Genomic DNA, 22,946 nt, shown 5'->3' with positions numbered 1-22,946 from the left:
CTCCCATGTCTGAAATGACCCCACGCGAAATCGTCAGCGAACTGAACAAGCACATCATCGGCCAGGATAACGCCAAGCGTTCCGTGGCGATTGCACTGCGTAACCGCTGGCGCCGCATGCAGCTCGACGAAGAGCTGCGCCATGAAGTCACCCCGAAAAACATTCTGATGATAGGCCCCACCGGTGTCGGTAAAACCGAAATCGCCCGTCGTCTGGCAAAGCTTGCCAACGCGCCGTTCATCAAAGTGGAAGCGACAAAATTCACCGAAGTGGGTTATGTCGGTAAAGAAGTCGACTCTATCATCCGCGATCTGACCGATGCCGCCATCAAAATGGTTCGCGTCCAGGCTATCGAGAAAAACCGCTATCGTGCAGAAGAGATGGCGGAAGAACGTATTCTTGATGTGCTGATCCCACCGGCTAAAAATAACTGGGGTCAGGCGGAACAACAGTCTGAGCCGTCCGCTGCGCGTCAGGCGTTCCGTAAAAAACTGCGTGAAGGCCAGCTCGACGATAAAGAAATCGAGATAGACCTTGCCGCCGCACCGATGGGCGTGGAAATCATGGCGCCTCCGGGAATGGAAGAGATGACCAGCCAGCTGCAGTCCATGTTCCAGAACCTGGGCGGGCAGAAGCAGAAAGCGCGTAAGCTGAAAATCAAAGACGCGATGAAGCTGCTGATTGAAGAAGAAGCGGCCAAACTGGTGAATCCGGAAGAGCTGAAACAGGAAGCGATTTACGCCGTTGAGCAGCACGGGATCGTGTTTATCGACGAAATCGACAAAATCTGTAAGCGCGGCGAATCCTCCGGCCCGGACGTGTCCCGTGAAGGCGTACAGCGCGACCTGCTGCCGCTGGTTGAAGGCTGCACCGTCTCCACCAAGCACGGTATGGTCAAAACCGACCACATTCTGTTTATCGCGTCTGGCGCATTCCAGGTGGCGAAGCCGTCTGACCTGATCCCGGAACTGCAGGGGCGTCTGCCGATTCGCGTGGAACTGCAGGCGCTGACCACCAGCGACTTCGAACGCATTCTGACGGAGCCTAATGCCTCTGTCACCGTGCAGTACAAGGCACTGATGGCGACCGAAGGCGTCAACATTGAGTTTACTGAATCCGGTATCAAGAAAATTGCTGAAGCGGCATGGCAGGTTAACGAAACCACCGAAAACATCGGTGCCCGTCGTCTGCACACCGTTCTGGAACGCCTGATGGAAGATATTTCCTATGATGCGAGCGATTTGAATGGTCAAAGCATAACAATTGATGCGGATTATGTGAGCAAACATCTGGATGCGCTGGTCGCAGATGAAGATCTGAGCCGTTTTATCCTATAATCGCGTTCACTGCATTTTCATCATTGTTGATGGGGCTGAAAGGCCCCATTTTTATTGGCGCTAAATATGACTGAACAACAACAAATTAGCCGCTCCCAGGCCTGGCTGGAAAGCTTACGACCCAAGACCCTACCGCTCGCCTTCGCGGCGATCATCGTCGGTACGGCCCTGGCATGGTGGCGGGGATACTTTGATCCACTGGTCGCCCTGCTGGCACTCATTACCGCAGGGCTTCTGCAAATCCTGTCAAATCTCGCCAACGATTATGGCGATGCCGTTAAGGGCAGCGATAAACCGGACCGCATCGGACCGCTGCGTGGGATGCAGAAAGGGGTGATCACCCAACAGGAGATGAAGCGCGCGCTGGTCATCACCGTTGTACTCATTTGTTTGTCCGGTCTGTCGCTGGTTGCCGTGGCGTGCCGCACGCCGGCGGATTTTGTTGGTTTCCTGGTACTTGGCGTGCTGTCGATCATTGCCGCCATCACCTATACCGTGGGCAATCGTCCCTATGGCTACATCGGCCTGGGTGATATTTCCGTACTGGTCTTCTTTGGCTGGCTGAGCGTGATGGGCAGTTGGTATCTGCAGGCGCATACGCTGATCCCGGCGCTTATTCTTCCGGCAACCGCCTGTGGTCTGCTGGCCACTGCCGTACTTAACATCAATAACCTGCGCGATATCAACAGCGACCGGGAAAACGGCAAGAATACGCTGGTCGTCCGCCTCGGCGCGGTGAATGCCCGTCGTTACCATGCCGGTCTGCTGATGGGGACGCTGGTTTGCCTGGCGCTGTTTAACCTGCTTTCGCTACAAAGTCCGTGGGGTTGGCTGTTCCTGTTGGCCGCGCCGGTACTGGTAAAACAGGCGCGTTACGTTATGCGCCAAATGGAACCGGCGGCGATGCGTCCGATGCTCGAACGTACGGTAAAAGCCGCGTTGCTGACTAACCTGCTGTTTGTCGTCGGGATTTTCTTAAGTCAGTGGGCAAGATAACTGACAAATATCAATTAACAATTGATGATTTTGCCAACAGTACACATAGCGCGATATACTAAAAATTCTCGCAGCAACTGAACGTTAATCCTATGAAATACGATACTTCCGAGCTTTGTGACATCTATCAAGAAGATGTCAACGTCGTGGAACCACTGTTCTCCAACTTTGGAGGACGGTCGTCGTTTGGCGGACAAATCGTCACGGTGAAATGTTTCGAGGACAACGGGTTGCTGTATGATCTGCTCGAACAAAATGGTCGTGGTCGCATTCTGCTGGTCGATGGTGGCGGTTCTGTCCGTCGTGCGCTGGTCGATGCCGAACTGGCGCGTCTGGCTGTACAGAATGAATGGGAAGGACTGGTCATCTATGGCGCAGTGCGTCAGGTAGACGATCTGGAAGAGCTGGACATCGGCATTCAGGCGATTGCCGCGATTCCGGTAGGTGCAGCAGGTGAAGGGATTGGGGAAAGCGATGTCCGCGTCAATTTTGGCGGCGTGACGTTCTTCTCCGGCGACCATCTGTACGCCGACAATACGGGAATCATCCTCTCCGAAGACCCGCTCGATATCGAGTAAAGAAAATACCGCCATTCGGTGTGATGCCAGTCGGTTAAACAACTGACTGGCAATTTACTTCGATTCTGGACATCTCCAGATCCTCTTTTTTGTCACTTCACCCTTTCGATTCCCCCATTCAGCGCATTGACGAAGAAAAAACTCTCTCTATACCTAATGATGAATCTCATCACTCTCGTCACGAGGTCATCATGCATATCGATCTGACAGGTAAAAAAGCGCTGGTCACCGGAGCCAGTCGTGGATTAGGGCGCGCTATTGCACTGTCGCTGGCGAAAGCCGGTGCTGATGTTGTTATAACCTATGAAAAATCTGCGGAGAAAGCCCAGGCCGTTGCCAATGAAATTACAGCACTCGGCCGCCATGGCGAGGCTATTCAGGCAAACAGTGCAAACGCTCAGGCTATTCAGAACGCCGTAAATCACACGATACAGTCACTAGGAGGATTAGATATTCTGGTCAACAACGCAGGGATCGCACGCGGTGGCCCGCTGGAGTCGCTGTCACTGGAAGACATCGACGCGTTGATTAACGTGAATATCCGTGGCGTGGTGGTAGCCATACAGGCCGCGTTGCCACATCTCCCTGAAGGTGGGCGAATTATCAATATTGGCAGTTGCCTTGCCAACCGTGTCGCCCAGCCGGGGATTGCTGTCTACGCGATGACTAAATCAGCGCTCAACTCGCTAACCCGTGGCCTGGCTCGTGATCTCGGCCCACGGGGTATTACCGTCAACCTTGTCCATCCCGGCCCAACGGACAGTGATATGAACCCAGCAGATGGCGAACAGGCGGACTCCCAACGACAGCTTATTGCGACAGGGCATTACGGTACACCGGAGGATGTTGCAGCGGCAGTGACGTTTCTGGCAAGCCCAGCGGCTGGGCAGATTTCCGGCACTGGTCTGGACGTGGATGGGGGTTTGAATGCCTGAAACTAACGTTGTATCGCGGTAACGCTAGGATATTGCCGGATGACGGCTTGCGCCTTATCCGGCCTACATGACTGCATGACAATGCGATTACGCGAAAGATTTCGTGTTGTAGCAAGGCGGCAAACGAAGATATCCCCAGGAGCGTAGTAAACTACGTGACTGGGGTAGCTGAGCGCAGCCAACGCCGCTACGGCGCGAAAGATGAAGCGTAATCAGACTTCTTCCATACGGCCGAGGAGAGCCTGCAGACGATCCTGCCAGCCATTCTGCTGTTCTTTCAGAGACTGATTTTCGCGCTCGAGCTCTTCGCGGCCGTGCTGTGCAGATTGCACTTCCTGTGACAGCGAGTTGTTCTTCTCTTTCAGCTCTTCAATTTCCATCTGCAACAAGGTGATGGTATCAATCGCCTGCTGTACTTTTGCTTCCAGTTTCTCAAACACTTCTAAAGACATGGTCATACTCTCCTGAATTGCAAGGCGACGCTTCACGTGAACGCGCACAATATATAGTGCCGATTGTATGAAGCCCCGTCCTCCCTGTCCAGCGGCATCCCGCGCTGATTGCGGTTTGCAACACTTTTCAGTCGACTCTTACAGACAGCGACCGCCTAACCCTTAAGTGTTAACGCTTTGGTTAATGAAATGATTCAGCTCACACTGTTTTTGTATAACAAAACGCGCTTCATGGCGCGAAAACGCTCATTTTATTGACGGAGTACACACATTTTAAGTTCGATATTTCTCGTTTTTGCTCGTTAACGATAAATTAACAGTGTGCCTACAGGGCATCGCGGACGTCAGTGACCTCCTCGCATACAATAAACATTAAACTCTTCAGGATCCGATTATGAGTCAAACATCAACCTTAAAAGGCCAGTGCATTGCTGAATTCCTCGGTACCGGGTTGTTGATTTTCTTCGGTGTGGGGTGTGTCGCTGCGCTTAAAGTCGCGGGTGCGTCTTTTGGACAGTGGGAAATCAGCATCATCTGGGGACTGGGGGTAGCCATGGCTATCTACCTGACCGCAGGGGTATCTGGCGCGCATCTCAATCCGGCAGTCACCATCGCGTTGTGGCTGTTTGCGTGTTTCGACAAGCGCAAAGTTGTTCCTTTTATCCTTTCTCAATTTGCCGGTGCCTTTTGTGCAGCGGCGTTAGTTTACGGGCTTTACTACAACCTTTTTGCCGACTTCGAACAGACGCACCACATTGTACGTGGCAGCATTGAGAGTGTTGATCTGGCCGGCACTTTCTCAACGTATCCCAACCCACATATCAATTTTGTGCAGGCCTTCGCGGTTGAAATGGTGATTACCGCTATCCTGATGGGGCTTATCCTGGCGCTGACTGATGACGGTAACGGTGTACCGCGTGGCCCGCTGGCTCCTTTGTTGATTGGTTTACTGATTGCGGTTATCGGCGCATCCATGGGCCCACTGACCGGGTTTGCGATGAACCCGGCGCGTGATATTGGTCCGAAAGCGTTCGCCTGGCTCGCGGGCTGGGGTAATGTCGCCTTCACCGGTGGCAAAGATATTCCTTACTTCCTGGTGCCGCTGTTTGGCCCCATCGTTGGCGCTATTTTGGGCGCTTTTGCCTATCGCAAGCTGATCGGTCGCCATTTGCCGTGCGATACCTGTGCCGTGGAAGAGAAGGAAACCACGACCACTTCACAACAAAAAGCTTCGCTGTAATGTGACTACGGGACAAATAATTATGACTGAGAAAAAGTATATCGTTGCGCTCGACCAGGGAACCACCAGCTCCCGCGCCGTCGTGATGGATCATGATGCCAATATTGTGAGCGTTTCACAGCGCGAATTTGAGCAGATCTACCCGAAAGCAGGCTGGGTAGAACACGACCCGATGGAAATCTGGGCAACACAAAGCTCTACTCTGGTGGAAGTGCTGGCCAAAGCGGACATCAGTTCCGATCAGATTGCAGCTATCGGGATTACTAACCAGCGTGAAACCACCATCGTCTGGGAGCGTGAAACCGGTAAACCTATCTATAACGCGATTGTCTGGCAGTGCCGCCGTACCGCGGAGATCTGCGAGCGCCTGAAGCGCGATGGCATGGAAGAGTACGTCCGCAATAACACCGGTCTGGTCATTGACCCGTATTTTTCCGGCACCAAAGTGAAGTGGATCCTCGACCACGTCGAAGGCTCCCGTGAGCGCGCACGTCGCGGCGAACTGCTGTTCGGTACCGTTGATACCTGGCTTATCTGGAAAATGACTCAGGGACGCGTACACGTAACGGATTACACCAACGCCTCACGGACTATGCTGTTCAACATCCACACGCTGGACTGGGACGACAAAATGCTGGATGCGCTGGATATTCCGCGTGCCATGCTGCCGGAAGTACGTCGTTCTTCTGAAGTCTACGGTCAGACCAACATCGGCGGTAAAGGCGGCACGCGTATTCCTATCTCCGGCATCGCCGGTGACCAGCAGGCTGCGCTGTTCGGCCAGCTGTGCGTGAAGGAAGGGATGGCGAAAAACACCTACGGCACCGGCTGCTTTATGCTGATGAACACCGGCGAGAAAGCGGTGAAGTCCGAAAACGGCCTGCTGACCACCATCGCCTGCGGCCCGAGCGGAGAAGTGAACTACGCGCTGGAAGGCGCCGTGTTTATGGCGGGCGCCTCCATTCAGTGGCTGCGTGATGAAATGAAGCTCATCAGCGACGCCTTCGATTCCGAGTATTTCGCGACCAAAGTGAAGGACACCAACGGCGTGTACGTCGTGCCGGCCTTTACGGGACTGGGCGCGCCTTACTGGGACCCGTATGCGCGTGGGGCGATCTTCGGTCTGACCCGTGGCGTGAACTCCAACCACATCATTCGCGCAACGCTGGAATCGATTGCCTACCAGACTCGCGACGTGCTGGAAGCGATGCAGGCAGACTCCGGCATTCGCCTGCACGCCCTGCGCGTGGACGGTGGCGCGGTCGCCAACAACTTCCTGATGCAGTTCCAGTCAGACATTCTCGGCACGCGCGTTGAACGTCCGGAAGTGCGTGAAGTGACGGCGCTGGGTGCAGCTTACCTGGCCGGTCTGGCCGTTGGTTTCTGGCAGAACCTTGATGAGTTGCAGGAGAAAGCGGTTATCGAACGTGAATTCCGCCCTGGCATCGAAACCACCGAGCGTAACTACCGTTACAGCGGCTGGAAGAAAGCGGTCAAACGCGCGCTGGCGTGGGAAGATCACGAAGAGTAATCGTGAATCGCCGGATGACGACGCGAGAGCGTCTTATCCGGCCTACGGATTGTATTACGTGTGCGGGGGCAACCCCGCACACTCACCCTCTGATATCAATAATTCCCTCCCCTCCCCTGTGCTACACTTCGCGCCATTCCTTTCTGCTACGAGTTTGCTATGAGACGAGAACTTGCCATCGAATTTTCCCGCGTAACCGAAGCGGCGGCGCTGGCTGGCTATAAATGGTTGGGACGCGGTGACAAAAACACCGCCGACGGCGCGGCGGTTAACGCCATGCGCATTATGCTAAACCAGGTCAACATTGACGGGACCATCGTGATCGGTGAAGGCGAGATCGACGAAGCGCCGATGCTCTACATCGGTGAGAAAGTCGGTACCGGTCGCGGCGACGCGGTGGATATTGCCGTCGACCCCATCGAAGGCACGCGAATGACGGCGATGGGCCAGGCCAACGCGCTGGCCGTTCTGGCCGTCGGTGACAAGGGTTGCTTCCTGAACGCGCCGGATATGTACATGGAAAAGCTGATTGTCGGGCCCGGCGCAAAGGGCAGCATCGATCTCAATCTGCCGCTGGAAGAGAACCTGCGCAATATTGCCAACGCGCTGGGCAAACCGCTTGGCGAACTGACGGTGACGATTCTGGCAAAACCGCGCCATGATGAGGTAATCGCAGAGATGGCGAAGCTGGGCGTACGCGTATTCGCGATTCCTGATGGCGATGTGGCAGCGTCTATCCTGACCTGTATGCCGGACAGCGAAGTGGATGTGCTGTACGGGATTGGCGGCGCGCCGGAAGGCGTAGTGTCCGCTGCGGTGATCCGCGCACTGGATGGCGACATGCAGGGCCGTCTGCTGGCGCGTCATGATGTCAAAGGCGACAGCGAAGAGAACCGCCGTATCGGCGAGCAGGAGCTGGCGCGCTGTCAGGCAATGGGCATCGAGGCCGGTAAAGCGCTGCGTCTGGATGACATGGCGCGCAGCGACAACGTCATTTTCTCTGCGACCGGTATCACTAAAGGCGATCTGCTGGAAGGGATCAGCCGTAAAGGCAATATCGCGACCACCGAAACGCTGCTGATCCGCGGTAAATCACGTACCATCCGCCGCATTCAGTCGATTCACTATCTCGATCGCAAAGACCCGGACGTGCAGACGCATATCCTTTAACGAATTTGTTTGTTAGAGCCTTCCAGCCCCACCGGGCTGGAAATCTTTCTGCCAACCAACGAAGATAAGGGAACGAGACCCGTACAGGAGAAAACCATGGCAGATTGGGTAACAGGCAAAGTCACAAAGGTACAGAACTGGACCGATGCCCTGTTTAGTCTGACCGTTCACGCCCCCGTTCATCCCTTCACCGCAGGTCAATTTACCAAGCTCGGTCTTGAGATTGACAGCGAGCGCGTCCAGCGCGCTTACTCGTATGTGAATGCCCCTGATAATCCGAATCTGGAGTTTTACCTGGTCACCGTACCTGACGGTAAGCTGAGCCCGCGTCTGGCTGCACTGAAGCCTGGCGATGAGGTACAGGTGGTGAGCGAAGCCGCTGGTTTCTTTGTGCTGGATGAGGTGCCGGACTGCGACACATTGTGGATGCTGGCAACCGGCACCGCCATCGGCCCCTATTTATCGATTCTGCAACTGGGTAAAGATCTCGATCGCTTCAAGCACCTGGTCCTGGTCCATGCCGCGCGCTACGCCGCTGATTTAAGCTACCTGCCGCTGATGCAGGAACTGCAAACGCGCTATGAAGGCAAACTGCGGATCCAGACGGTGGTAAGCCGTGAGACGGTCGCAGGTTCATTGACCGGTCGCGTTCCGGCGCTGATTGAAAGTGGCGAACTGGAAAAAGCGGTAGGCTTACCAATGGATAAAGAGACCAGCCATGTGATGCTATGCGGGAATCCGCAGATGGTACGCGACACGCAGCAGTTGCTGAAAGAGACCCGGCAAATGACTAAACATTTGCGCCGCCGACCGGGTCATATGACCGCAGAACACTACTGGTAAGCATGTTGCCGGACAGGCGGCCTCGCCTTATCCGGCCTGCGCGTTACCTGAACTTCACATCCTGGGTGTCTTTACCGTATTTATTTTCGCCCTGGGTGCCGACAAACGCCCCCAGATCGATAATCGTCATGATGAGGATAAGCGTCGGGACAAAGCGTCCGACCACCCATTGCCACATCCCCGGAAGAATGGCCCAGTTGCCGGCTAACAGCATCCAGGCAAGAATAATCAATAACGCCCACAACCCTGAACGCCCGCGATCGTGCAGACGCTTCACCGTAACCGACGCCGTCGGCCAGAGCAGACACACAAGGGCAAAGGGGGCTATCTGATCGGGGAGTAATTTTTGACTCTCGAGCGAAAATAAAACCACCATGCTGACAATCCACAGCGCAATCCAGATCCAGAAATCACGGCGTCCAATACGCCCTTTAAATGAGAATAACCACTGCTGTAAGGTCATGCCTGTTCCTTAAAAATGACTATCTTTGACAGTTTACCCTTTTGACAAGCCAGACGGTTATCGTTTTAATCGTGAACAGGCATAACGAAAGGTAAGATTGATGAAGCCAGGATGTTCACTGTTTTTATTATTGTTTTCTGCGATATTCTCCAGCGCTCCGACGCTGGCGGCTGAGTCATTGACGGCCACCACTGCCCCGTATTTGATCGCCGGCGCCCCCACGTTTGACCTTTCCATCAGCCAGTTTCGCGAAAACTTTAATACGCAAAATCCGAAGCTTACCTTAAACGAATTCCGCGCGATCGACAGCAACCGCGACAAAGCCAACCTCACTCGTGCGGCCAGCAAAATTAATGAAAACCTCTATGCTTCGACCGCCCTTGAGCGCGGGACATTGAAGATCAAGAGCATGCAGATAACCTGGCTGCCGATTCAGGGGCCGGAACAGAAAGCGGCGAAAGCTAAAGCGCTGGAGTATATGGCGGCGGTGATCCGCACCATCGCCCCCTTGCTAACCAAAGAGCAGAGCCAGAAAAAGCTGCAAAAGCTGCTTACCGCCGGGAAAAATAAGCGCTATTACGCAGAGACCGAAGGCGCAATTCGCTATGTTGTCGCAGATAACGGCGAAAAGGGGCTGACCTTCGCAGTTGAACCGATTAAGCTGGCGTTATCTGAAAACCTGGACGGGTCCAATTCCCCCTAAATTATTCACGTTTCAGGAAGGCGGCGACGCAACGAATCCCCAGGAGCTTACATCAGTAAGTGACTGGGGTGAGCGAGTATAGCCAACGCACCTGCAACGCGGAGAATGACGGGGAGATGATAAAAAGCAAAGCCTTTCCAGGGAGTGATCTCTATACTGTTTCACAGACCATGCTGCCCTGAGGGGCGGCCATCTTCCTTAATTCGCTGACAAAGCGTGGAGAATAGAAATGCGACATCCTTTAGTGATGGGTAACTGGAAACTGAACGGCAGCCGCCACATGGTAAACGAACTGATTGCTAACCTGCGTACAGAGCTGGCTGGCGTCGCAGGCTGCGCGGTAGCGATCGCGCCGCCGGAAATGTACATCGACCTGGCAAAACATGCTGCGGCCGGTAGCCATATCCTCCTGGGCGCGCAGAACGTTGACCTGAACCTGTCCGGCGCATTTACCGGTGAAACAAGCGCTGAAATGCTGAAAGACATCGGTGCCCAGTACATCATCATCGGCCACTCTGAGCGTCGTACTTACCACAAAGAGTCTGACGAACTGATCGCGAAAAAATTCGCCGTGCTGAAAGAGCAGGGTCTGACGCCGGTTCTGTGCATCGGTGAAACCGAAGCCGAAAACGAAGCGGGCAAAACGGAAGAAGTGTGCGCACGTCAGATTGACGCGGTTCTGAAAACCCAGGGCGCTGCGGCATTCGAAGGCGTGGTTATCGCTTACGAACCTGTTTGGGCAATCGGTACCGGCAAATCCGCAACGCCTGCGCAGGCACAGGCTGTTCACAAATTCATCCGTGACCACATTGCTAAAGCAGACGCGAAAATTGCTGAGCAGGTCATCATCCAGTACGGCGGTTCCGTAAACGCAGCCAATGCGGCAGAACTGTTCACTCAGCCGGACATCGACGGCGCGCTGGTTGGCGGTGCTTCTCTGAAAGCTGACGCTTTCGCTGTGATCGTAAAAGCGGCTGAAGCGGCAAAACAGGCGTAAGTTGTGCAGCCGGGGGAGCCTTTCCCCCGGTTTATTTCCGAATTACCAATACCCCAGCCAGTGCCACCAGAAAGCCCCGGTCACCGCCCAGATAGTCAGGTTCACCACACTCATCACCAGCCCCGTCTTCCACCATTCCGCCAGCGTGGCGTAGCCAGAGCCAAAAATAATCGGCGCAGTGCCCGTGCCATAGTGGGTGAGCGACATCATCAGCGAGGAGGAGAAACCGAGCATCAGCCCCAGCAAGGCCGGTGGTGCACCCAGACCTAACCCTGCGATGAAGAAGGCAGAGAACATGGCCGTGATATGCGCCGTGGTGCTGGCGAAAAAGTAGTGAGAATAGACGTAAAGCAGGATCAACAGCAGCGTCGCGATACTCCAGTGAACGCCAAGATGATTGATAGCCGTCCCCACACTCGTCGCCAGCCAGCCGACCAGCCCCAGCTTGCTGAGGAAATCCGCCATCATCACCAGCGCGGCAAACCAGACAATGGTATCCCAGGCACCGCGACACTTAAGAATGTCCTCCCAGTTTAAGACCCCCGTCACCAGCAGAATCGATAATCCGATCAGCGCCGCGCTGGTGGGGTTCACGGTCCAGCCACTGCCCATAATCATCGCGGGAACGCCAGCCCACAGGCAGAGCAGCAAAATGAACACCCCCAGCGTGATTTTCTCTGCCAGCGACAGCGGGCCGAGAAGATCCAGCTTTTGTCGGGCGAACTGCGGCGCATTGGGCGTGCGGGTAATGGCGGGCGGATAGAGCCACCAGATGACGATGGGCATCACCAGCAGCGAGACCACCGCCGGAAGGAGCGCCGCAATGGCCCACATCCCCCAGGTCATGTTCAGTACGCCATCCGTCCCCTGAGTCAAAAAGGTGACAATGAGAGGGTTAGGAGCGGTTGCGGTGATGAACATCGCCGAACTGATGGGGTTAATGTTGTAATTCACCAGCGCCAGATAGCGGCCCGTTGAGCCATTTTCACTGTCGCCAGGCTGCGACCCGAGGCTGTCGGCGATGGCACGCATAACCGGGTGGATAATACCGCCACCGCGCGCCGTGTTGCTTGGGGTGACGGGAGCAATCAGCGTTTCTGCGAGCGTTAATGCCCATGCGATACCTAAGGTCCGCTTACCAAACAACGCAATAAACCCGTAGCCGATGCGCGCGCCAAGTCCTGTTTTCAGCAAGCTTTGCGACAGCATGATCGATAAGCCAATCAACCAGATCAGTTGGTTGGAAAAACCGCTCAGCGCATCGTTAAGCGCCGCCGCGGGCTTACCGGGATTCGTCACGCCGGTCATCGCCACCAGCATGATAGCCACAACGGCAATCGCCCCAATGGGCATGGCTTTACCGATAATGGCCGCGATAGTGCCGATAAACAGCGCCAGCAGATGCCACGCCTGTGGCGTCACATCCGCAGGACAGGGGATGATAAACCAGATAGTCAGTGTGATAACGATAGAGATAATGGCGGGCCAACCGCGAATAGGGGTCAATCTGTCCATGGATCAATCCTTGAGTATCCTGCGCATAAGTATGCGTTTTGGTATTAACCGTTATTCGTGCCGGTAAAACCCACCGCCCTCTCACAAAATCAACATTATCAGGCGATTAACACTACAATTTCCCTAATAAATTAAACCACGCATAGTCCAGTGGCAGCAGGACCAGATAGGTCGCCACCGCCAGCACCAGACACAGCAGCATCCCGGCCCTCGCCGGCACTCTTCCCAGCGCCATCGCCACCACAATAGGCGATGCCTGATACGGCAACAGCGGCGTTGAGTAGCCCAGCACCTGAATCATAATCACCGACAACAGCGGAAACTGCGTTGCCTCAGAAAAGCTCTGCGCCAGGGTGGTATACAGCGCCGGAACGCCGTTGGCGGTCATGATAAAGTTAAGCGCGGTGGTGATGCCGGTCAGGGCGAGAAAACTGGTGAACGGTTTCTCCGGGTCCAGCGGCATCACGTGCAGCAGCGCCTCACCAACCGCATCGCCAATGCCGGTTTGCGTCACCACGCTCGCCAGTCCAAGAATACCGGCAACATAAATGCAGGTGCGGATGTTAAGTCCCGCGGAAAACTCCTCTCCGTTGATAAACCCAACGCGCGGTAACAGGGTGATGACTGCCGCCGCCAGTCCGGTCCATGCCGGGCCAATGCCATGCCAGCTTTCGCTGACCCACATTACCAGCACCACTGCCAGCATCCAGGCCAGTCGTTTTTCATCGCGGCTCATCGGTTCCGGCGGTGTGAGTTCACGCGGCGCATGGGGTTTTCCGGGAAACAGCCAGCAGATCAGCGCAATCAACAGTCCACCTTTCAGCCAGCCTAATACCGGCGTATGCAGCAGCAGATAAGGCAGATAGTTCAGGTGGATGCCGTACGACCCTTCCGCCGCCCCACTCATCACCAGGTTCGGCACGTTGGCTGGCAGAATGGTAGCGGAAAGCTGAAAAGTGCCAAAACCCACGGCAAGCGCCAGGCCATACCACGCGCGAGTGCCATCGAGGATCCCGGCGCGTTTCGCCATCGCGGCAACGACGGGCATCAGCAGCGCGATACGTCCCATATTGGAAGGCATCACAAACGCCAGCGCATAGCTCAACAGCACCACGCTTGAAACCATCAGCGGCCAGGACTCCGTCAGCCGTGAGGACAGTGCTCTTGCCGCTCTGTCTGCCAGTCCGGTTTTACGGATCGCCACGCCCAGCACAAAGCCGCTGAATACCAGCCAGAATGCCGACGAGGCAAAGCCGCCAAAGATGACGTCCGGTGGGGCGATTTTCGCCACCATCGCCACGGTGAAAAACAGCAGCGCGGTGATAAATTCCGGCAAGAGCGAGGTCGCCCAGAGCAGGATGGTGACCAGCACCACCAGCGAGGGCAGAAACAGAGGGTGTGAAAACCAGAGCGACATGCCTGTCTCCTGTTGTTTTTTTCAACAAGGATACGGGGGCATCCCCCGTCTGTAAACGCGCGTTTCCCCCTAAAAAAGCAGAGGGTTAGTGATAATGGATTTCGCCGAAGTAGTCAGACAGCACATAGTAGCGGCAATACTCAAAGGGGTGCTCTTCCCCCGCCATAAATGTCTGGCGCGCCACGGAAAGAAGCGGTTTGTTCTCAGCAATCTGTAGCTTCTCGCAGAGATCGGGACTGGGCAGAATGGCATCGACCTTTTCGATCGCCGAGTCGCTTTTCACATTCAACAGGTGATAAAGCGAGGTATGGGCCAGTTCATCCGCCGTCAGCGTGAGTCCCGGAAAGAAGGAGAGATCGAGATAAATTTTCTCGTGGTTAAACGGGCGATTATTCAGGTATCGCACCCGGGAAATATAGAGATAGTGATGATGGGCTGGCAGGCTTAAACCATCTTCCTGCGCGTCGCGCGCCCGCCGTGTGGCGATCTCCAGAATGCGGTTCTCAACCGCCACGCTGGCATCACGCAGATCGCTGGTGATCCCGCGAAAGGTATGGCCATAGCTGACGCCTTCCGGCACCGCGCTCACCACGGAGCCGCTTCCGCGCTGGGAGGTAATCACACCGGCGTTGATCAACTCACTCCACGCCTGCTTCACGACAATCAGCGACACGTTATAGGTTTGCGCGATCGCCTTTTGCGTCGGCAACTGACTCCCCAGCGGCAGGGTGCCATTCTGGATCTGCTGGCAGATGATATAAAACAACTGCTTATACAGCGGAGTGAAACTCGTTTTATCAACCTGCAAGCCATTTACCTCGAAAGTCTGCCAGTCGGGGACGGTTGTCGCCGCCCCCGCAGGGCAGCGCACTACCCTTTAATCTGTCTGGCGAGTTCAGCCAAATCGAAATGATTCATACGATTAACGGTAGTTAAATAGTCGGCAGGAAAAGCATCAGCACCGTGCCAGGCGCCGGAGAGTGCCCCAACCATGGTGGCGACGGTATCGGTGTCATTGCCGATATTAACGGCGGAAATAATAGCATCAACGGCAGAATTCGGACAACACGCGAACAAACCAAACGCCGCCGGAACGGCCTCGCTGACATGCAGTCCGGAACCAATGATATCGGCAATCTCGACAATCGCCGTCTCCCAATGGGCGTGACGTTTGCCGATCGCCACCGCCAGTTCGATACGGCGTGCCACCGACGGCCCGGCAACCATCATCGCGCCCTGCTCAGCCGCCAGCGCATAGCCCCGGTCGGCACCGTAAATCCCGGCCGCAATGATGCTTTCCGCGCTCGCCACAGGTTGTAGCGCCTCGCTGGTCGCCGCTGCCATCGCCGCGGCACCCGACATCGCCAGCACGTTGTTGTGGGTAAAACGGCAGATATCCAGCGCAGTCTGAATCGCTTTTTCAATATCGCCAGGATGCAATACGGCGGCAGGCCAAATCTTCATTGCCGCGCCGTTAGTGGCTTCCGCATTGCCTTTATTGATAATCTGTACCGACTGCTTCTCACCTTCCAGTTCCCCCTGCAGGGACGCACGGTTATCGTTAAAAATGGCTTTCATCGCGGCCCGGGTGGTTGGCCCGGTAAAATTGGCGTAATACGGATAGGCCAGCCAGCGCTGGAAGGCTTCACGCATCGCGTCATCGCTCACCTGACGATGATGCTGTAACAGGGCGTCCATGATGTACTTCGCCTGAATAAAGTCATCGGTACACATTCCGGCTTCATTACAGCGGCCAAACGTATCGGCGGGCGGTTTCTCAAAACCGGTCACCCAGCCACCGAAGTATTCGCGAATTTGTTGCTGAGTGCGCACTTCAGTCGCCGCGCCCATCGCGTCCGCCGCAGCGGCGCCAATCAGGCAGCCCAGTATTTTGTTAATTTCAACGTGCATGAATGACTCCTTAACGGTTTAGCATGATTTTTCCAGCGGATGGCTGGCGCGAAAAGCGGCGAGCTGCTCAGGGTAAGGCAGCGCGGTCATCGCCCCTTTTGCCGTGACTACCATCGCGCCACAGGCGTTAGCGGTACCGATCGCCTGAGCAAGCAGGCGGCTATCCCAGTTCGCCGCCTGTGAAAGGGTATAGAGCAGCCCACCGACAAAGGCATCGCCTGCCCCAGTGGTGTCCACCACGGAAATTTTCGCGGTCGGGAACGCGCATTCGCCCTCTGGCGTCACCAGATACGCTCCCTCGTCGCCCAGTGAGATGACGGTGGTTTCACAGCCGAGTTCACGCATCAGGTAACGTGCGTCCTGCCAGCGCTCGACCTTGCCCAGCCAACACAGCTCATCGGCAGAGACCTTGCAGATGGAGGCCAGCGCAATAGATTGCGCGAGTAAAGGGGCGATTTCATGGGTATCTCGCCACATGCTGACGCGCAGGTTGACGTCGAACATAACGTGCCCGCCCGCCGCCTTCATGCGTCTGGCCCCTTCCAGACACGCCTCGCGCGCCGGACTGTCGGTCAGGCCAATCGAGCTGAAGTAAAACCACTCGTTAGCGCTGAAGGCCGGTAAATCCTGCACGGAGACAAAGGTGTCCGCGCCGGGATGCACCAGATAGGTAAAACTGCGTTCGCCTTCTGGCGTCAGATTGACTATCAGCACCGCGCTGGTTTGCTGTGGGTCGAGGCGTAGCGAACCCACGCCTACCCCGTTTTCTGCCAGCGTCTGGCGAAGGAAACGCCCGGCATCATCTTCTCCGAGACAGCCGATAAATCCGCAGTCGCCTCCCAGTCGTGCGACGCAGACGGCGACGTTAGCCGATGCCCCGCCCGGACATTTCAGGTAAGAGTCCGTTCTTTCCGGCACCAGATCCACGGACGCATCGCCAATCACCCACACTTTATTGAGATGACTCATCTGCTCCTCCTCACGCCTGGCGCTGCGCCAGTTCACTCTGGATGTCGCGGTAATAATCGTTGTTGATCAGATACTTTTTCATCACGACACCAACCACCAGATGGAAGATGGCGGGGATGAGCGTCATCATCAGTGCAATTCCTGCCAGCGAACTCGCGCTCTGTTGGACATCCGCCTGATAACCGAAGTGGCTCAGCAGGAAGCCGAGGACGCCGCCGGCAATCCCCATACCGAATTTCTGAAAGAACAGAATGCCGCCGAAAGCCAGGCCGGAAACGCGCAACCCGGTTTTCTTCTCGCCGTAATCGACCGCTTCCGCGATGGAAGACCAGAACACCGGCATTTGCATGTCGCAGAAGAAGTTGATGAGAAAGTAAAAGATAAAGGCGAGGATCAGGTTCTGCTGCCCGACGCAGAAGTACATGGCGATACTCAGCGCGAAGGTCATCAGTTGGGTGTAGCGGAACATTTTTATTTTGTCCCAGAACTTGGTCACCCACGTGGTCGCAATCATCGCCAGAATAGACGCCACGACACCGACGGTCAGGAACGGTGAAATCAGGCTATCACCACCATTCAGATAATATTTGGCGTAGTAGGCGGCAACCGAACCACGGATCACGTAGCCGCACATCAGCAACATAATCACCACGCCCAAAATCAGCCACTGGTCGTTGCGCAGCAAATTCGCGAACTGCTGTTTTACCGACAGTGACGGCAGTTCAGGCTCGCTGCGTTCGCGGGTGGTCATAAAGCAGAAGATAAACAGCACTGCACCCATCGCGCCCATCAGGCCCATAGAGAGCTGATAACCCAGCGCTTTATTGCCCTGTCCCAGCCAGACTGCCAGCATGGGAACCACAATCGTCACCAGAAACGCGGCGATTTTGGTCATCACAAAGCGATACCCGTTGGCGCTCAACCGCTCGCCCGGATCGTCCGTGATGACGCCAATCAGAGAGATATACGGGATGGTGATCGCCGTATAGACCAGCGTCATCAGGATGTAAGTGAAATAGGCCCACGCCAGCTTCGCCGTATACGCCATATCCGGCGTGATGAACATCAGATAGACGGCAAAACCAAACGGAATGGCAAACCATAACAACCACGGACGATACCGCCCCCAGCGGGTCGAGACTTTGTCAGTCAGCATTCCCATCGCCGGATCGATAATGGCATCGATCATCCGTACAACCACCAGCAGCACACCCACATCCGCTGCACGTAAACCGTAAATATCCGTGTAGAAATATGCCAGCAGTAGCTGCATGGCAATAATCACTACGTTGATCGCCATATCCCCGGCGCCGAAACCTATTTTTTCCACGATAGACAATTTCATATCGGTATTCCTTTTGCGCCGTTGGGCGCAAGAATGTCGAAAAAAGGATGACGTAACTACGTGAAATAAAAGCTTTTATGATTAACACATTCCCCGGACAGCCAGGGGTAAGCGTTATGAGGGAGTGTAATGGAATCACAAAAGATATAAAGGTATACCTTTATATCTTTTGATCAATTTCACATTAATTTAACCAACGATACATCTTCGCGGGTCTGAAGTGAGAGATCGTGCAAAAAAACGCCGACCGTTCGGCGGGGTGTGACTAGGGTTGGGTAAGCAGTGAGCAGTCGTGATCCTGAATTTCTTCCGCCGACGCCCGGTTAAACGTCAGCCAGTTGCGCTGCGTCGCCAACAGAACAAAAGTGTCATCGCTTTGACGGGCCAACGCCAGCGCATAGCTCCCCATCCGCTCGCGTGCCTCCGGCACCTCTTCTGCCAGCATCATAAACGGACTGCGCTGCGCCAGTTCGCTTTCCGTCACGCGACGGGCAAGATATTCGTGCCCGCGCAGTCCGCCTGGCAGCGGCAACCAGCGGGTGCTGATTTTTGCCTGATTCGCGTCCAGTTGCGCTCTGACATCAGGACGCAGGCAGGAGATATGGATGTGGAAATGATTTTGCGTCCGTCCACTGCGCGAATTGATTGCCAGCGACACGACGCTGTCCGGAATATCCTGACCATACGTCTTGCTCATAAAGTCACGAGATTGCCAGGCCAGCCAAAAAAAATTCGGCGTGTATTGTTCCACCAGTAGCGGACTCTCGGTGCCGTTAATGCGGTAAGTCGGCATCAGCAGATATTGCAGCGGGCCATTGCGGTCTTTAAAGACCACGTATCCGGCACCGGGCTTCACTTCGGCGCATGGCGCAGGGTTTTGATGCTGCAACTGATTGGGCAGACATTGCTCAAGGACAATTTTACGCAACGCATCCGGGTTTCCGGCCAGCTTCCAGTAGCCAAAACCGGCTGCCACAACAATAACGACAACGGTCAGTAGTCCATAGCCCGTTTTTTTCATAACGCGTTCCCTGTATCTCAACGACCTGCAAGAGTAACGCAAAATCATGACAAATAAAAAAAGCCCGATGGCATTTGCCCCGGGCCTCTTCGTTGATCCGCGCTTAACGCTTACTGATCTGATCGAACGTTCCGCCGTTCGAGAAGTGTTCTTTCTGCGCTTTCGCCCAGCCGCCAAACTCCTCATCGATAGTGAAGAGTTTCAGTTTCGGAAACGCATTTTCGTATTTCTTCGCCACATCTGCATCACGTGGACGGTAGTAGTTTTTCGCCGCAATCTCCTGACCTTCCGGTGAATAAAGATACTTCAGATAGGCTTCCGCCACGGCCTGAGTACCTTTCTTCTCGGTCACTTTATCCACGACGGAGACCGTCGGTTCAGCCAGAATGGATTCACTCGGCGTCACGATTTCGAACTTATCTTTGCCCAGCTCATTGGTCGCCAGCAGCGCTTCGTTCTCCCAGGCGATCAGCACGTCGCCGATGCCGCGTTCCACAAAGGTATTGGTGGAACCGCGCGCGCCGGAGTCCAGCACTTCAACGTTTTTAAACAGCGCCTTCACGAAATCCTGGGCTTTCGCCTGATCGCCGTTGTTGTGGTGCAGCGCATAGCCCCACGCCGCCAGGTAATTCCAGCGAGCGCCGCCGGAGCTTTTCGGGTTCGGCGTGATCACAGAGACGCCAGGTTTTACCAGATCATTCCAGTCATGAATTTGCTTCGGGTTGCCTTTGCGAACCAGGAACACAATGGTGGAGGTATAAGGCGCAGAGTTGTCCGGCAGGCGTTTGATCCAGTTTTTATCAATACGACCGCGCTCGGCAATCGCATCAACATCATAGGCCAGCGCCAGCGTCACCACATCCGCCTCAATGCCATTGATCACCGAAGTGGCCTGTTTGCCCGACCCGCCGTGCGACTGACGAATCACCACGTTATCGCCCGTCTCTTGCTTCCAGTGTGCGCTAAACGCTTTGTTGTACTGCTCGTACAGCTCACGCGTTGGATCGTAAGACACGTTCAGTAATTGAATATCCTTTGCCAGAACGCCGCTGGATGCCAGCAGCAAAGTTAACCCCACGCCCCATTTGTTCATCGCCCAACTCTCTTATGTTGTGTTGTGATGAGCAAAGCGTGCCAGAAAGACATTCAAACATTAAAGAATAAAAAAAGATTGGCTATAACTTGGAGGAATATATGAAGGGCTTATGCCGGATGGCGGCTGACGCCTTATCCGGCCTACAAGTCTTTGCGATCTGTAGGCCTGATAAGCGTAGCGCCATCAGGCGCAGAGAAGAATCAGTACAGTTTCTTCGCGCAATCCAGCCAGTCACCTTTGAACGGACGCTGCATGTTTTCGATAGCGTCGATGATGTCATGGTGAACCAGTTTTTCGTTCTGAATACCGACGCAACGACCACCGTGACCTTCCAGCAGCAGTTCAATGGCGTAAGAACCCATACGGGACGCCAGGATGCGGTCGTAAGGCACCGGAGAACCACCGCGCTGGATGTGGCCCAGGACGGTCGCACGGGTTTCACGGCCCGTCTCTTTCTCAATGTAATGCGCCAGTTCGTCTACGTCGCACATGTGCTCAGTGATCGCCACGATAGCGTGTTTCTTACCCTTCGCGATGCCCGCTTTGATTTCATTGACCAGATCGTCCCGGCTGAATTCCACTTCGGGTACCACAACGAACTCACAGCCACCGGCAATCGCCGCGGCCAGGGTCAGGTCGCCACAGTAACGCCCCATCACTTCAACAATAGAGATACGCTGGTGAGAAGACGAGGTGTCGCGCAGGCGGTCAATCGCTTCAACCACGGTGCCCAGCGCCGTAAAGTAACCGATGGTGTAGTCAGTGCCTTTGATATCATTATCGATAGTGCCAGGCAAACCGATGCACGGGAAGCCCATTTCAGTCAGGCGTTTTGCACCCAGGTAAGAACCGTCACCGCCGATCACCACCAGCGCGTCGATACCGCGTTTTTTCAGGTTTTCGATAGCCACGGCGCGGATGTTTTCGTCACGAAACTCCGGGAAGCGTGCGGAACCCAGGAAGGTACCCCCGCGGTTAATCATGTCGGACACGCTGTAACGGTCAAGCTGCACCATTCGGTCTTCGTACAGACCCAGGTAGCCATCATAAACACCCATGACTTCCAGTCCTTCCGTCAGTGCTGCGCGCACCACACCACGGATTGCTGCGTTCATGCCCGGCGCATCACCGCCGCTTGTCAACACACCGATTTTCTTAATCATGACTACCTCTGAACTTTGGAATGCAAAATGAAGTCTGTTGCCGGAAGTCGATCCTGCATATCGATACTCTCCAACGAATATGCAAATAGTATAACAATCACTTCCTGCTGAATTGATTCAGGTCAGGCCAAATGGCGGTAATTTATACACAAAATGCGGGCCTGGCTCTCTTTTTTACGCTCACTTACGAAAGCTCAAACCTTTTGCCTTCCCTGGGGACGACGGAACACGGGTCCTGATGGATAATGACATCGGATCCCGGAAAACGCCGTAAAATCGCCTGCTCTACCTGTTCAGCCACGACATGCGCCTGAACGAGCGGCAGATTATCTTCCATTTCCAAATGAATCTGAATAAAGCGGGTCGGCCCTGACTGCCGCGTACGGAGATCGTGAGCACCACTGACGCCCGGCCATGATGTCACAATGTCAAAAATTTCCTGTCGTTCTTCATCGGGTAAGGCGCGATCCAGTAACGACTGCACGGCTTCATAGCCCATGCGTAACGCACTATATAAAATATAGATGCCAATCCCCAATGCAAACAATGCGTCCGCACGATGCCAGCCGTACCAGGCCAGACCGAGCGCCACGAGAATAGCACCGTTCATCATAACATCAGACTGATAATGAAGCATATCTGCCCGCACCGCCTGGCTTTGCGTCCGCTTCACCACCCAGCGCTGAAACGAGACCAGCACCACCGTACATATCAGGGCGATAATGGTAACCACAACCCCCACGCCGGGATCGTTCATCGGCGTAGGTGAAATCAGATGCTGAATACCGGTTAAAAACAAAAACAGCGCCGAACCGGAAATAAACATACTTTGCGCCAGCGCGGCCAGGGATTCCGCTTTGCCGTGACCAAAGGTATGTTCATCATCCGCTGGCTGTAGCGAATAGCGCACCACTAACAGGTTAGTGAGCGACGCGGCAATATCCACCAGCGAGTCGACCAGAGCCGCCAGAATACTCACCGACCCGGTGTACCACCACGCAAAAATTTTGATCAAAAGTAACAGCGACGCCATCACTGTCGCGGCAATGGCCGCCCGACTGACTAACCGCCCATAGGATTGATTCATAAACACTCCTGCCATCTCATGCCGGTAGTATAACGGATGGTGTAAGACAGTCAGCGATTATGACAGTGACAATTTTAAGGCAAAAAAAACCCCCACATCATGTGGGGGAAGACAGGGATGGTGATTTATTTTTCACCATAACTGAATGAAACAAAAGGATTTGTTTTATCCGATGTC

Annotated in this window: 22 protein-coding genes; 10 read left to right on the top strand and 12 right to left on the bottom strand. The window is 54.8% G+C overall.

Going from position 1 to position 22,946, the window contains the following annotated elements; translation table 11 throughout:
• Positions 1-5 precede the first annotated feature (5 nt).
• The 4 genes from hslU (at position 6) to F384_RS21575 (ending at position 3,846) form a co-directional block, all read left to right on the top strand.
• Positions 6-1,337 carry an HslU--HslV peptidase ATPase subunit gene (gene hslU, locus F384_RS21590; protein WP_046493436.1) on the top strand — a complete coding sequence of 444 codons (1,332 nt, stop codon included), beginning with the start codon at positions 6-8 and terminating at the stop codon, positions 1,335-1,337.
• Positions 1,338-1,403: 66 nt separating this feature from the next.
• Positions 1,404-2,333, top strand: coding sequence for a 1,4-dihydroxy-2-naphthoate polyprenyltransferase (menA, locus tag F384_RS21585; RefSeq protein ID WP_046493433.1), 930 nt, complete (start codon positions 1,404-1,406; stop codon positions 2,331-2,333).
• Positions 2,334-2,425: 92 nt separating this feature from the next.
• Positions 2,426-2,911: a ribonuclease E activity regulator RraA gene (gene rraA / locus F384_RS21580; RefSeq protein WP_042998924.1), complete on the top strand. Its 486-nt coding sequence runs from the start codon at positions 2,426-2,428 to the stop codon at positions 2,909-2,911.
• 191 nt (positions 2,912-3,102) lie between these two features.
• Positions 3,103-3,846: an SDR family NAD(P)-dependent oxidoreductase gene (locus tag F384_RS21575; RefSeq protein ID WP_046493430.1), complete on the top strand. Its 744-nt coding sequence runs from the start codon at positions 3,103-3,105 to the stop codon at positions 3,844-3,846.
• A 212-nt stretch (positions 3,847-4,058) separates the two neighbouring features.
• Here the strand turns inward: F384_RS21575 and zapB are convergent, their stop codons facing one another.
• Positions 4,059-4,304: a septal ring assembly protein ZapB gene (zapB, locus tag F384_RS21570; protein ID WP_155404026.1), complete on the bottom strand. Its 246-nt coding sequence runs from the start codon at positions 4,302-4,304 to the stop codon at positions 4,059-4,061.
• 388 nt (positions 4,305-4,692) lie between these two features.
• On the opposite strand from zapB, the gene glpF reads away from it, so the two are divergent.
• The 4 genes from glpF to fpr all read left to right on the top strand — a co-directional run bounded on the left by glpF (position 4,693) and on the right by fpr (position 9,082).
• Positions 4,693-5,538: a glycerol uptake facilitator protein GlpF gene (gene glpF, locus F384_RS21565; RefSeq protein ID WP_046493425.1), complete on the top strand. Its 846-nt coding sequence runs from the start codon at positions 4,693-4,695 to the stop codon at positions 5,536-5,538.
• A gap of 22 nt (positions 5,539-5,560) precedes the next feature.
• Positions 5,561-7,069: a glycerol kinase GlpK gene (gene glpK, locus F384_RS21560; RefSeq protein ID WP_046493424.1), complete on the top strand. Its 1,509-nt coding sequence runs from the start codon at positions 5,561-5,563 to the stop codon at positions 7,067-7,069.
• A gap of 159 nt (positions 7,070-7,228) precedes the next feature.
• Positions 7,229-8,239, top strand: coding sequence for a class II fructose-bisphosphatase (gene glpX, locus F384_RS21555; protein ID WP_046493423.1), 1,011 nt, complete (start codon positions 7,229-7,231; stop codon positions 8,237-8,239).
• A gap of 96 nt (positions 8,240-8,335) precedes the next feature.
• Positions 8,336-9,082, top strand: coding sequence for a ferredoxin--NADP(+) reductase (gene fpr / locus F384_RS21550; protein WP_046493421.1), 747 nt, complete (start codon positions 8,336-8,338; stop codon positions 9,080-9,082).
• A 43-nt stretch (positions 9,083-9,125) separates the two neighbouring features.
• Here the strand turns inward: fpr and F384_RS21545 are convergent, their stop codons facing one another.
• Positions 9,126-9,545, bottom strand: a complete 420-nt coding sequence (locus F384_RS21545) for a DUF805 domain-containing protein (RefSeq protein ID WP_046493420.1) — start codon at positions 9,543-9,545, stop codon at positions 9,126-9,128.
• A gap of 100 nt (positions 9,546-9,645) precedes the next feature.
• On the opposite strand from F384_RS21545, the gene F384_RS21540 reads away from it, so the two are divergent.
• Positions 9,646-10,248, top strand: a complete 603-nt coding sequence (locus tag F384_RS21540; protein ID WP_046493418.1) for a YiiQ family protein — start codon at positions 9,646-9,648, stop codon at positions 10,246-10,248.
• A gap of 229 nt (positions 10,249-10,477) precedes the next feature.
• Positions 10,478-11,245, top strand: coding sequence for a triose-phosphate isomerase (tpiA, locus tag F384_RS21535; RefSeq protein ID WP_046493417.1), 768 nt, complete (start codon positions 10,478-10,480; stop codon positions 11,243-11,245).
• A 42-nt stretch (positions 11,246-11,287) separates the two neighbouring features.
• On the opposite strand, the gene F384_RS21530 is transcribed toward tpiA, so the two are convergent.
• The 10 genes from F384_RS21530 to fieF all read right to left on the bottom strand — a co-directional run bounded on the left by F384_RS21530 (position 11,288) and on the right by fieF (position 22,769).
• On the bottom strand, positions 11,288-12,760 hold the full coding sequence (locus tag F384_RS21530) for a DASS family sodium-coupled anion symporter (RefSeq protein WP_046493416.1): 1,473 nt from the start codon (positions 12,758-12,760) through the stop codon (positions 11,288-11,290).
• Positions 12,761-12,872: 112 nt separating this feature from the next.
• Positions 12,873-14,177: an SLC13 family permease gene (locus F384_RS21525; protein WP_046493415.1), complete on the bottom strand. Its 1,305-nt coding sequence runs from the start codon at positions 14,175-14,177 to the stop codon at positions 12,873-12,875.
• 85 nt (positions 14,178-14,262) lie between these two features.
• The gene (locus F384_RS21520; protein WP_042325679.1) at positions 14,263-14,985 is read right to left on the bottom strand and encodes a GntR family transcriptional regulator; all 723 of its coding nucleotides are present in this window, start codon (positions 14,983-14,985) and stop codon (positions 14,263-14,265) included.
• Between the two features lie 62 nt (positions 14,986-15,047).
• Positions 15,048-16,088, bottom strand: a complete 1,041-nt coding sequence (locus F384_RS21515; RefSeq protein ID WP_046493412.1) for an ADP-ribosylglycohydrolase family protein — start codon at positions 16,086-16,088, stop codon at positions 15,048-15,050.
• Between the two features lie 18 nt (positions 16,089-16,106).
• Positions 16,107-17,057, bottom strand: coding sequence for an aminoimidazole riboside kinase (locus F384_RS21510; RefSeq protein WP_046493410.1), 951 nt, complete (start codon positions 17,055-17,057; stop codon positions 16,107-16,109).
• A gap of 10 nt (positions 17,058-17,067) precedes the next feature.
• Entirely contained in the window at positions 17,068-18,402 is a 1,335-nt protein-coding gene (locus F384_RS21505; RefSeq protein WP_046493407.1) for an MFS transporter, read from the bottom strand.
• 265 nt (positions 18,403-18,667) lie between these two features.
• Complete coding sequence (locus F384_RS21500; protein ID WP_046493404.1) at positions 18,668-19,423, bottom strand: CDP-diacylglycerol diphosphatase; 756 nt, start codon at positions 19,421-19,423, stop codon at positions 18,668-18,670.
• A gap of 103 nt (positions 19,424-19,526) precedes the next feature.
• A complete protein-coding gene (sbp, locus tag F384_RS21495; protein WP_046493401.1) occupies positions 19,527-20,516 on the bottom strand; it encodes a sulfate/thiosulfate ABC transporter substrate-binding protein Sbp in 990 nt (329 codons plus the stop codon).
• A gap of 203 nt (positions 20,517-20,719) precedes the next feature.
• A complete protein-coding gene (gene pfkA, locus F384_RS21490) occupies positions 20,720-21,682 on the bottom strand; it encodes a 6-phosphofructokinase (protein WP_046493399.1) in 963 nt (320 codons plus the stop codon).
• Between the two features lie 184 nt (positions 21,683-21,866).
• Positions 21,867-22,769 (bottom strand): CDF family cation-efflux transporter FieF, encoded by a 903-nt coding sequence (fieF, locus tag F384_RS21485; RefSeq protein ID WP_046493396.1) that lies wholly within the window; start codon positions 22,767-22,769, stop codon positions 21,867-21,869.
• Between the last annotated feature and the right edge of the window lie 177 nt (positions 22,770-22,946).

Origin of the sequence: Citrobacter amalonaticus Y19, assembly GCF_000981805.1 — a bacterium.
In the GTDB taxonomy this organism is placed as follows: Bacteria; Pseudomonadota; Gammaproteobacteria; order Enterobacterales; family Enterobacteriaceae; genus Citrobacter_A; species Citrobacter_A amalonaticus_C.
Note: the sequence above shows the minus strand (reverse complement) of the source record. Positions and strands in the feature narration are given on the sequence as shown.

What these genes read in the sequence shown, in the direction of transcription:
- sbp (WP_046493401.1), bottom strand. Translation starts at nt 20,516, where the DNA reads ATGAACAAATGGGGCGTGGGGTTAACTTTGCTGCTGGCATCCAGCGGC.
- pfkA (WP_046493399.1), bottom strand. Translation starts at nt 21,682, where the DNA reads ATGATTAAGAAAATCGGTGTGTTGACAAGCGGCGGTGATGCGCCGGGC.
- menA (WP_046493433.1), top strand. Translation starts at nt 1,404, where the DNA reads ATGACTGAACAACAACAAATTAGCCGCTCCCAGGCCTGGCTGGAAAGC.
- glpK (WP_046493424.1), top strand. Translation starts at nt 5,561, where the DNA reads ATGACTGAGAAAAAGTATATCGTTGCGCTCGACCAGGGAACCACCAGC.
- hslU (WP_046493436.1), top strand. Translation starts at nt 6, where the DNA reads ATGTCTGAAATGACCCCACGCGAAATCGTCAGCGAACTGAACAAGCAC.
- F384_RS21525 (WP_046493415.1), bottom strand. Translation starts at nt 14,177, where the DNA reads ATGTCGCTCTGGTTTTCACACCCTCTGTTTCTGCCCTCGCTGGTGGTG.
- fieF (WP_046493396.1), bottom strand. Translation starts at nt 22,769, where the DNA reads ATGAATCAATCCTATGGGCGGTTAGTCAGTCGGGCGGCCATTGCCGCG.
- zapB (WP_155404026.1), bottom strand. Translation starts at nt 4,304, where the DNA reads ATGACCATGTCTTTAGAAGTGTTTGAGAAACTGGAAGCAAAAGTACAG.
- fpr (WP_046493421.1), top strand. Translation starts at nt 8,336, where the DNA reads ATGGCAGATTGGGTAACAGGCAAAGTCACAAAGGTACAGAACTGGACC.
- F384_RS21575 (WP_046493430.1), top strand. Translation starts at nt 3,103, where the DNA reads ATGCATATCGATCTGACAGGTAAAAAAGCGCTGGTCACCGGAGCCAGT.
- tpiA (WP_046493417.1), top strand. Translation starts at nt 10,478, where the DNA reads ATGCGACATCCTTTAGTGATGGGTAACTGGAAACTGAACGGCAGCCGC.
- F384_RS21500 (WP_046493404.1), bottom strand. Translation starts at nt 19,423, where the DNA reads ATGAAAAAAACGGGCTATGGACTACTGACCGTTGTCGTTATTGTTGTG.
- glpX (WP_046493423.1), top strand. Translation starts at nt 7,229, where the DNA reads ATGAGACGAGAACTTGCCATCGAATTTTCCCGCGTAACCGAAGCGGCG.
- F384_RS21530 (WP_046493416.1), bottom strand. Translation starts at nt 12,760, where the DNA reads ATGGACAGATTGACCCCTATTCGCGGTTGGCCCGCCATTATCTCTATC.
- glpF (WP_046493425.1), top strand. Translation starts at nt 4,693, where the DNA reads ATGAGTCAAACATCAACCTTAAAAGGCCAGTGCATTGCTGAATTCCTC.
- F384_RS21505 (WP_046493407.1), bottom strand. Translation starts at nt 18,402, where the DNA reads ATGAAATTGTCTATCGTGGAAAAAATAGGTTTCGGCGCCGGGGATATG.
- F384_RS21510 (WP_046493410.1), bottom strand. Translation starts at nt 17,057, where the DNA reads ATGAGTCATCTCAATAAAGTGTGGGTGATTGGCGATGCGTCCGTGGAT.
- rraA (WP_042998924.1), top strand. Translation starts at nt 2,426, where the DNA reads ATGAAATACGATACTTCCGAGCTTTGTGACATCTATCAAGAAGATGTC.
- F384_RS21515 (WP_046493412.1), bottom strand. Translation starts at nt 16,088, where the DNA reads ATGCACGTTGAAATTAACAAAATACTGGGCTGCCTGATTGGCGCCGCT.
- F384_RS21540 (WP_046493418.1), top strand. Translation starts at nt 9,646, where the DNA reads ATGAAGCCAGGATGTTCACTGTTTTTATTATTGTTTTCTGCGATATTC.
- F384_RS21545 (WP_046493420.1), bottom strand. Translation starts at nt 9,545, where the DNA reads ATGACCTTACAGCAGTGGTTATTCTCATTTAAAGGGCGTATTGGACGC.